The sequence below is a fragment of the Pseudomonas brassicacearum subsp. neoaurantiaca genome (genome assembly GCF_013608025.1).
In the GTDB taxonomy this organism is placed as follows: Bacteria; Pseudomonadota; Gammaproteobacteria; order Pseudomonadales; family Pseudomonadaceae; genus Aquipseudomonas.
This window is the reverse complement of the sequence record NZ_VDLV01000043.1, coordinates 22,459-31,212: the sequence shown is the minus strand read 5'-3', so window position 1 is coordinate 31,212 and position 8,754 is coordinate 22,459. Positions and strand designations below refer to the sequence as shown.

Below are 8,754 nucleotides of genomic sequence, written 5' to 3'. Positions count from 1 at the left end.
CATCGTCAAGATTAAATTCCGAAACCCCTATCTGCTGATGCAGGTAGGGGTTTTGTTTTGCCTGCTACAAATGTTCGCGAAAACTCCTCACAAATTTGCACAGTTATTTTTGAGCTGGAGCACTAGAATAGCCGCACCTTAGTTGAGCCAGAGCGCTTTATGCCCGATTCGTCAGACGTTGATAGGTTGTCAGATCTGCCCCTGGACGATCTGGTCGCGTGTCATGAATGCGATCTGTTGATGCGCAAGCCTAAGCTGGCCCACGGCGAAAAAGCGGAATGCCCTCGCTGTGGATATGAGCTCTACGCTCACCGGCACAATGTAGTGGAACGCAGTCTCGCTCTGGTTATCGCCGCGCTGCTGTTGTTCGTACCGGCAAATTTCCTACCCATCATGCAGCTCAATTTACTCGGACAATCCTCCCAGGACACTGTTTGGAGCGGCGTGGTCGGTCTGTTCGATACAGGGATGCAGGGCGTAGCGGTGGTGGTTTTCCTCAGCAGCATGGCTATTCCACTGATCAAGTTGCTCTGTCAATTGGTTGTTCTGCTCACCATTCGCTGGAATATCGGACGAAGTTACGGCTTGTTGCTGTATCGCATCTATCACCATCTCAGGGACTGGGGAATGCTCGAGGTTTATCTCATGGGCGTGCTGGTGGCCATCGTCAAGCTAGCGGATATGGCGGCGATTACCGTGGGGCTGGGCCTGGTGTGTTTTGTCAGCTTGTTGCTGGTTCAGGTCTGGCTGGAGGTGGTGATGTCACCGCATCAGATCTGGCAGGCATTGTCAGGAGGAGATACCCATGCGAGCGATTGATGCAGGCATCCTGATTTGCACTGAATGCCATGAGTTGAATCGACAGGAAGCGGGCACTGATAAACAGACTTGCACCCGTTGCGGTGCCCGAATCCACCCCCGTCGACCAAACAGTCTGATGCGGACCTGGGCGTTATTGATCACGGCAGCGATCGTCTACGTTCCCGCCAATGTCCTGCCGATCATGACGATCAACTCGTTGGGCCAAGGAGCGCCTAGCACCATCATGTCCGGGGTCATCGAACTGGTTCAGCACGGCATGATCCCGATTGCTGCGGTGGTGTTTGTTGCCAGTATTGTTGTACCCACCTTCAAGCTGGTGGGCATCGCCTTGTTGCTTTTTTCCGTGCAGCGTCACCAACCCATGTCCGCACGCCAGCGCATCCTCATGTACCGTTTTATCGAGTTCATCGGCCGCTGGTCGATGTTGGATATTTTCGTGATCGCGATTCTGGTGGCAGTGGTGAATTTCGGGAGGTTGGCCAGTGTCGAAGCCGGTCTCGGCGCCATTGCTTTTGCCAGCGTAGTGATTCTGACAATGATTGCCGCAGTAACTTTCGATCCCCGACTGATTTGGGATAACACGGAGTCGGATGACGACCATGAATGATTTGCCTACCGCTAAAACCCGACCGGCTTCGAACTGGTCGGCCATCTGGGTATTGCCATTGATTGCCTTGATTATCGGCGGCTGGCTCGGCTGGCGTGCTTATAACGATACCGGTATCGAAATCAATGTGCGTTTTGAAAGCGGTGAGGGTATTCAGGTCAACAAGACTGAGGTCGTCTACAAGGGCATGACGGTCGGCAAAGTGAAAAACCTCACGCTCGACGATGAAGGTAGCTCCAAGGGCGTCATCGCAACCGTCGAGATGAACAAAGATGTCGAGCAATACCTCAAGACCGGCACCCGTTTCTGGTTGGTCAAGCCAAGCGTGACGCTTGCCGGGATCACCGGACTGGAGACGCTGGTTTCAGGCAACTATGTGGCGATCAGTCCTGGGGAAGGTGAGTCGACCCGCAAGTTCAAGGCATTGGCCGAAGAGCCGCCGTTATCGGACGCCAAGCCAGGCCTGCACCTCACGATCAAGGCAGATCGATTGGGTTCGCTGGACCGTGGCAGTCCGGTTTTCTACAAACAGATTCAAGTTGGGCAAGTGAAGAGTTATTCGCTGTCCGAGGATCAGCGCACGGTAGAGATCAAGGTTTTCATCGAACCGACCTATGCCAGCCTGGTCCGCAAACACACTCGTTTCTGGAACGCCAGCGGCATCAGCATCGACGCCAACCTGTCGGGGGTCAAGGTACGCAGTGAGTCCTTGGCCAGCATCGTCGCCGGGGGGATCGCGTTCGCCACGCCGGAGAACCGCAAGGACAGCCCTCCCACCGACCCGAGCCTGCCGTTTCGCCTGTATGAGGATTTCGATGCAGCCGCTGCCGGGATCCGCGTCAAGGTCAAGCTCAGTGACTTCGAAGGGTTGCAGGCTGGCCGAACACCCGTGATGTACAAGGGCATCCAGGTCGGTAGCCTGAAAACGCTGAAAGTCGATCCTGACCTGGCCAGTGCCAGCGCTGAGCTGACGCTCGATCCGTTGGCTGAGGATTACCTGGTATCCGGTGCTCAGTTCTGGGTGGTCAAGCCATCAATTTCCCTGGCGGGTATCACGGGGCTGGAAGCGCTGGTGAAGGGTAACTACATTGCCGTGCGACCCGGCGACAAGGGTGGAGCCCCTCAGCGGGAGTTCGAAGCCAGGGCCAAGGCGCCGCCGCTGGATCTGCGTTCGCCCGGGCTGCATCTGGTCTTGTTGACCGAAAACCTCGGTTCGCTGGAGGTCGGCAGTCCGATTCTCTACAAGCAGGTCAAGGTCGGATCGGTGCAGAGCTATCAGTTTTCCAAAAAGAAGAAACAACTGATCATCGGTGTGCATATCGAGAAGGAATATGAAGGGTTGGTCAACGGCTCCACGCGGTTCTGGAATGCCAGCGGCGTCACCCTCACGGGTGGCTTGACCGGTGGGATCCAGGTAAAGAGCGAATCCCTGCAAAGCTTGATGGCCGGCGGGATCGCTTTCGAAACTCCAGAGCCGAACGTGCCGCTGAAACGACGCATCCCACGGTTCCGTCTACACGAAGACCGTGAGGCCGCGCAGCAACGAGGCACCGTCGTAACGATCAAGGTCGACCGTGCCGACGGTTTGCGCAGCGGTACGCCGATCCGGTTCAAAGGATTGGATGTGGGCAAGATTGAAGACGTCGATCTGAGCGCCGACATGCAGTCGGTGCTGGTCACCGCACGCATCACCGAAGTGCCTGAGCGTATCGCGCGCACCGGGACTCAGTTCTGGGTGGTCAAGCCTGAGTTGGGATTGATGAAGACCTCGAACCTGGAAACCTTGGTGACCGGCCAGTACATCGAAGTGCAACCCGCGGTGAAAAACCTCGGGCCACAGAAAAATTTCGTTGCCTTGGCCGAACCACCCGAAAGCGCTGTGCCAGAGGCAGGGTTGAGTCTGGTGTTGAGTGCCGCTCGTCGTGGTTCGTTGAAGATTGGCGTGCCAGTGACTTACCGCGAAGTGACCGTGGGCAAAGTGACGGGCTACGAGTTGGGCCAGACGGCCGATCGGGTGCTGATACACATCCTGATCGAGCCCAAGTACGCGCCACTGGTGCGCAGCGGTACGCGCTTCTGGAACAGCAGCGGGTTCGGCCTGGATTTCGGACTGTTCAAGGGGGCGACGGTGCGGACCGAATCGCTGGAGACATTGATCCAGGGCGGGATTGCTTTTGCGACGCCGGATGGCGAGCGGATGGGCAACCCGGCACGACCGGAGCAGACCTTCCCGCTGTTCGACAAGTTCGAAGATGAATGGCTGACCTGGGCGCCGAAGATCAGCCTCGGCAAGTAAGCTTATTGGAAGTGACACCCGTGGCGAGGGAGTAGGCAATAACAAAAAAGGCCGCGATCCAATGGATCGCGGCCTTTTTCACATCCAGTTAATCACTTTAAACCGCATCCAGCTCCGGCTCGTCGGCCTGGGCGTTCACCGTGGCTTTCACCGCATCGTGACGACGAATGTATTTCCAGTCCGCCTCATCGATATAGATGCCATTCGGGCCGCTGCCGCCTTCCAGGTCGATGGCGACACTGGCGCAGACCTGCGGCTTCACACTGGCCAGGATCGGCACGAAGCCCAACTGCAAGCTGGTCTCCAATAGCGCAGCCTGGTTCTTCTCGTCGATGTCCGCCGCTTCGTCCAGGTAATACGGCAGACGCACGCGACCGGCCTGTTCACGGTCCATTAGGTGCAGCAACAAATACATGTTGGTCAGCGCCTTGATGGTCATGGTGGTGCCGTTGGACGCCGCGCCGTCGATGTCGGTATGAATCACCGGCTGGCCGTTGACCTTGGTGATTTCGAACGCGAGTTCGAACAGGTCCTTGAGGCCGAGCTGGTTGTGGTTCGCCGCCACCAGCCGCGCCAGGTACTCCTTGGCTTCTTCGTTCTTGTTGTCCTGCTCGGCGCTCTGGCTGAGGTCGAAGACCGACAGCGTTTCGCCTTCCTCGTACTGACCGGCGCTGTGGATGATCTGGTCGATGTGCTTGAGCGCTTCCTTGTTCGGCGCCAGGACGATACGGAAGCTCTGCAGGTTGGACACCTGACGCTTGTTGATTTCGCGGTTGAACAGCGCCAGTTGATGTTCGAGGCTGTCGTAGTCGCTGCGGATGTTGCGCAGGGTCCGGGCGATGTCGGTCACCGCCGCACGGCGCGCCTTGCCCAAGGTCAGGGCCTCGTCGGTGCGGTGGGCATAGGCGTTGATCAGCAGTTGCAGGCGCCGCTCCATGTCGTCTTCGCTGTCGAATTTGGCCACACCCTTGAGGCGCACCTGGGCGTATAGCGCTTCGATCTGGCCGTCGACCCGCAACAGGCCTTGCCAGCTGTCCTGGTAGTCGTTGAGCAGCGGCAGCAGGTTGTCCATGGAATCGTCGACCGGGTCCATGAATGGCGTGCCGAACGGCAGGTCGGCCGGCAGCAACTGGCGACGGCGCAGGGCGTCGTCGAGGGTGCGTTGCTTGGCTTCCATGTCGGCGATCTGCCGGCCCACCAGTTGCAACTTGGCAGACAACTGCTGGACGCGCTCGGTGAAGGCATCGCTGGAGCGCTTGAGTTCGTCCTGGGCGGCTTCCATTTGCGCCAGTTGCTCGAGTTTCTCGCCTTCTTCGGCGCTCAAGGTCTGGGTGCGACGGAAATCTTCCAGGGCTTTCTGCGCATCGAGAACCTGTTGGTACAGTGCCTCGGTCTGGGTCTTGCTGGCTGCGCGGTCGGCGGCCACGGCTTGCTGGGTCTTGAGCTGCTTGAGCTCTTTTTCCAGGCGCTCTTTCTGATCACGCAGCGCAGCGCGGTCGGCCAAGGCTTGCAGGGCTGGCGGCTCGATGTGGGACAGGTCGATGGACAGGCCCGGCACTTCGAAACGCTCGCCCTTGAAGCCGTCGAGGATCAGCTCCATGGATTTGACCCACTCGCCATTCTCGTCCAGCGCGATGCCGTGCTCGCCCAGCGGCAGGCTGAACAGGGCGCTGTTGAACAGGCGCATCAGGCGCTCGACGTCCTGCTGGGAGAATTCTTCCCGCAGACGGGCGTAGCTGTTGTTGTCGGCGTGATCGAGTTGTTGCTTGACCGACTTCAGGCGTTTTTCCAGGTCCCGCAGGCGCTCTTCCAAATCTTCGGCGCTGAATTGCCGGGACTGGGCCAGGGCGCCGGCCAGTTCGTCGTGGGCGTCCTTGGCCGCGAGCAAAGCCTGCTCCAGCACCTTGACGTCATCCACCAGGGCAAAGCGGTTCTTGAGCACCGACAGTTCGCCGATCCAGCGCTGGATGCCGCTGATTTCCCGCTCCAGGCGCATCAGCTCCTGGGTACCGCCGCGTTGGTCGTTCTGCAGCGAATCCTGCTCGTTGCGGTAGTGTTCGGCCTGGATCGTCAGCTCTTCCTTGCGTGCGCTGGCGTAGTCCGACCAAGTGCCCAGCAGCGAGTCGAGCAACGGCGAGAGGCGATGCAGTTTGCCCCGCAGGATGTCGCGCTGCTTCACGCCATTGGCCAGGGCTTCCACCAGCGGACCGGCCGCCACCAGGGAGTTGTAGTCCTGCTCCATGCGTCGTACGTCGCGGAAGGCTTCTTCGCACGCGGCGATGTAGTCCACGCTGCCCGAGCGCAGGCTGTGCTCGAACGCATCGAGGAACAGTTGCTTGAGCTTGGCTGCGGTGATTTCGCGCATGTGCAGCAGGTTGATGAACAGCGCGCGGAAGGTCTTGAGGCTTTGCTCGCTGGTGGAGCGCAGCGGGATCAGCGTCAGGTCCAGTGGGATCGAGGTGTGACCACCGACCAGCAGGCGGCGCAGTTCATCCGGCTTGAGTTCGTAGGCTTTCAGGCCTTCGCGCTCAAGGTTGGTGAACAGCTCTTTCTGTCGCAGGCAGGTATCGTCTTTCTGGTAATGAGCCAGGTCCAGTTTGCCGGCGTAGGCAAAGAACTGGTGACCGAAACCGCCGCCAGGGCCGCGTCCGACCACACCAATCACATGGGGGCCGTGGGGCAGGGCGACTTCCACCAGAATGTAGCTGGTGTCCGAGGCAAAGTAGAAGCGCCGGGATTGCTCCAGGCTGTACTTGCCGAAACTCATGTCCGACATGCGCGCCAGGATCGGAAACTGCAAAGCGTTGATCGAGGCGGATTTACCGAGGTTGTTCGCGCCGTACACCGACAGCGGTTCTTCCAGCGGGAACAAACCGAGGCTGTAGCCGGCGGTGTTCAAAAGGGCAAAGCGGCGGATGCCGTAGCGTTCCTTGCTCATGCGTCGGTCTCCTGTTCTTCGGCAATGGCGCGGGCCAGTGCGTCTTCTTCGCTTTCTTCTTCGCCGTCGAATTCACTGAGGTCCAGCGGGTCGTCGGTCTGCAGCAGCTTTTCGTCGCTGTCTTCATCGATCAGCACCGGCGCCGGCAGCGGCAACACGCTGTGCAGGCTGGCGGCCAGGTCGCGGTCCTGCTGGACCGACAGGCAGACGTCGAGGAAACGATGCATCGGTGGCAGGAAGCGGTACACGCCGTTTTCTTCGCTGGCAAAACCCAGTTGGGTCATGCGACGCATGATTTTTTCTTCCAACTCTTCCTGGGTCTGCACTTCGGCCTGGATGAACAGGTCGCGGTATTTCTCCAGTAACGACGGCAGCTCATCGCGGCCCAGGCTGCCGCCATCGAGCACGGCAATCGGGTCACGGCCCTGGTCGGCCAGGTGCTCGACGAGGATGAACGTGAACAGGGCCAGGCGCTGGGCGGTCTTGTTCACCGCAGCGGCCGCCAGGTCTGGCACGAAGTAGTAGAAGCCACGGGTGTCGCATACCAGCTCGAAGCCCAGGGCCTTGAACAGCGTGCGGTACTGGTCCTGGAAGTTCGACAGTTGTGCGTACAGTTCCGGGTCGCGGCGGCTGACGTGGTAGCCCTTGAACAGCTCGCGGAAGATCGGCGCCAGCTGGGACAGTTCGGATAGATCAAGATGCATGGGGGATGCTCGCAGAATCCTCGGCGGCGGTATCGCCGGCCGAGAGCAGGGCGAAGGAGCGCAGGCTGACCTGATGCTCGTGAGTGTGGTACTCGCGGCGTTCCAGACGCTCGCGCTTGAAACGTTTTTCCCGCGACAGGCGCGAGAACCAGTACAGCAATTCGTCGGTGGCGCCGTCCGGTTCCTGCTCCAGCAGCCAGGTCATCAAGTCCGGCATCGGCAGGGCGTCTTCGCAACGCTCGACCATCTCGCGTACGGTGCGTGGCGCACGCGGTGCATCGCCGCCCTTGTGGGTCTTGTGGGATTTGGGGAAGCGCGCCGGTTTCGGTTCGAAACGGGCCAGGGCATAGACATAGGCTTCGACCTGGCTCGCGCTGCCCAGGAACGTGCTTTGCGGCCGGGTGAACAGCGGCATGGCGGCTTGTGGCACGGCATCGATGCCCTTGCGACGAATGGCAGCCAGGGCCAGCGCCGCGCCACGGGTCACGGCGTTATGGCGCCGGGCCTCTTCGCGCAGCGGCAGGAGCAATTCCCGGGCGTGGCGCAGGGTCAGCTGGGCGCTGGTCTGCATCTCCAGGATCCGCGCGTGGGTACGCAGCAGCATGTCGTCGTCGACCAAGTGACCGAGGCGCTGCTGTTCGGTGAGCATGCGCAACAGCACATTCTCGACCTTGCGCACGCCTTGCTCGAAGGCGCCGTCGGCGTTCACCAACTGGATCATCGGCTCGACGTATTCATCCCAAGTCGCCAGCACTTCGGCGTAGCGCTGGCGCAGCGGAATCTGCCGGTCGCTGGTCTTGGCCCGTTCGGCGACGGCGACGAGCGCCTGTTCGTCGTTGGCGAGTTTCTTCAGGACGTCGCGCACGCGCATGTCCAGCAAGCGCAACTGGCGGGCCAGGTCGTTGCCGTCGCGCACGTCGAAGGCGTCCTGGATGTAGCCGGCCAGGCGCTCGAGGTGGCGCAGGTAGGCTTCGATCTCCAGGCACAGGCCCAGGCGGTGTTCGCGGCGAAGGTAGGCGAGGAAGTCATGGATCTGGGCGTTGAGCTCGAAACGGTTCGGGCTTTTCGCCACCGGCACGAGGATGTCCAGGCGGATCCACACATCCAGCAGGCTAGTGATGTCCTGGGGCGTGCTGTCCAATTGTTGGGCGGCCAGCTGTGAACGCAGTTCGTTGAGGCTCAGGGTGCCCTGGTCGAAGTGCTCGCACAAAGGTTCCAGCAATGCCCAGTGTTCAGCGAGGGCGCGCAAGACGCGCTTGGGTTCGATCATCGCAATGGCCGTCGGGTTGGCAATTAAAAGCGGCGATTGTACTGCATCGAGCCGGTTGCGATTCACCCCTGAGACGGACTGTCGTCGTGTATTGAACAACTAATGAAGCGACAGGGG

Annotated in this window: 6 protein-coding genes; 3 read left to right on the top strand and 3 right to left on the bottom strand. The window is 60.1% G+C overall.

Annotated features, from left to right (window positions below; translation table 11 throughout):
* The first annotated feature begins 159 nt into the window (after positions 1-159).
* From FHK92_RS20980 to FHK92_RS20970, 3 genes are read left to right on the top strand one after another with little or no spacing between them, the layout of a single operon-like run.
* Entirely contained in the window at positions 160-819 is a 660-nt protein-coding gene (locus tag FHK92_RS20980; RefSeq protein WP_181289768.1) for a paraquat-inducible protein A, read from the top strand.
* Complete coding sequence (locus FHK92_RS20975) at positions 806-1,429, top strand: paraquat-inducible protein A (protein WP_181289767.1); 624 nt, start codon at positions 806-808, stop codon at positions 1,427-1,429. The genes FHK92_RS20980 and FHK92_RS20975 overlap by 14 nt, the downstream gene beginning before the upstream one ends.
* Entirely contained in the window at positions 1,422-3,725 is a 2,304-nt protein-coding gene (locus tag FHK92_RS20970; protein ID WP_181289766.1) for a PqiB family protein, read from the top strand. Before FHK92_RS20975 ends, FHK92_RS20970 begins: the two co-directional genes overlap by 8 nt.
* Before the next feature lie 97 nt (positions 3,726-3,822).
* On the opposite strand, the gene mksF is transcribed toward FHK92_RS20970, so the two are convergent.
* Genes mksF through mksB form a run of 3 tightly spaced genes read right to left on the bottom strand, consistent with a single transcriptional unit; the run spans position 3,823 to position 8,637 of the window.
* A complete protein-coding gene (gene mksF / locus FHK92_RS20965) occupies positions 3,823-6,663 on the bottom strand; it encodes an Mks condensin complex protein MksF (protein WP_181289765.1) in 2,841 nt (946 codons plus the stop codon).
* On the bottom strand, positions 6,660-7,367 hold the full coding sequence (gene mksE / locus FHK92_RS20960) for an Mks condensin complex protein MksE (protein WP_181289764.1): 708 nt from the start codon (positions 7,365-7,367) through the stop codon (positions 6,660-6,662). Before mksE ends, mksF begins: the two co-directional genes overlap by 4 nt.
* Positions 7,357-8,637, bottom strand: a complete 1,281-nt coding sequence (gene mksB, locus FHK92_RS20955) for an Mks condensin complex protein MksB (RefSeq protein ID WP_181289763.1) — start codon at positions 8,635-8,637, stop codon at positions 7,357-7,359. The genes mksE and mksB overlap by 11 nt, the downstream gene beginning before the upstream one ends.
* Between the last annotated feature and the right edge of the window lie 117 nt (positions 8,638-8,754).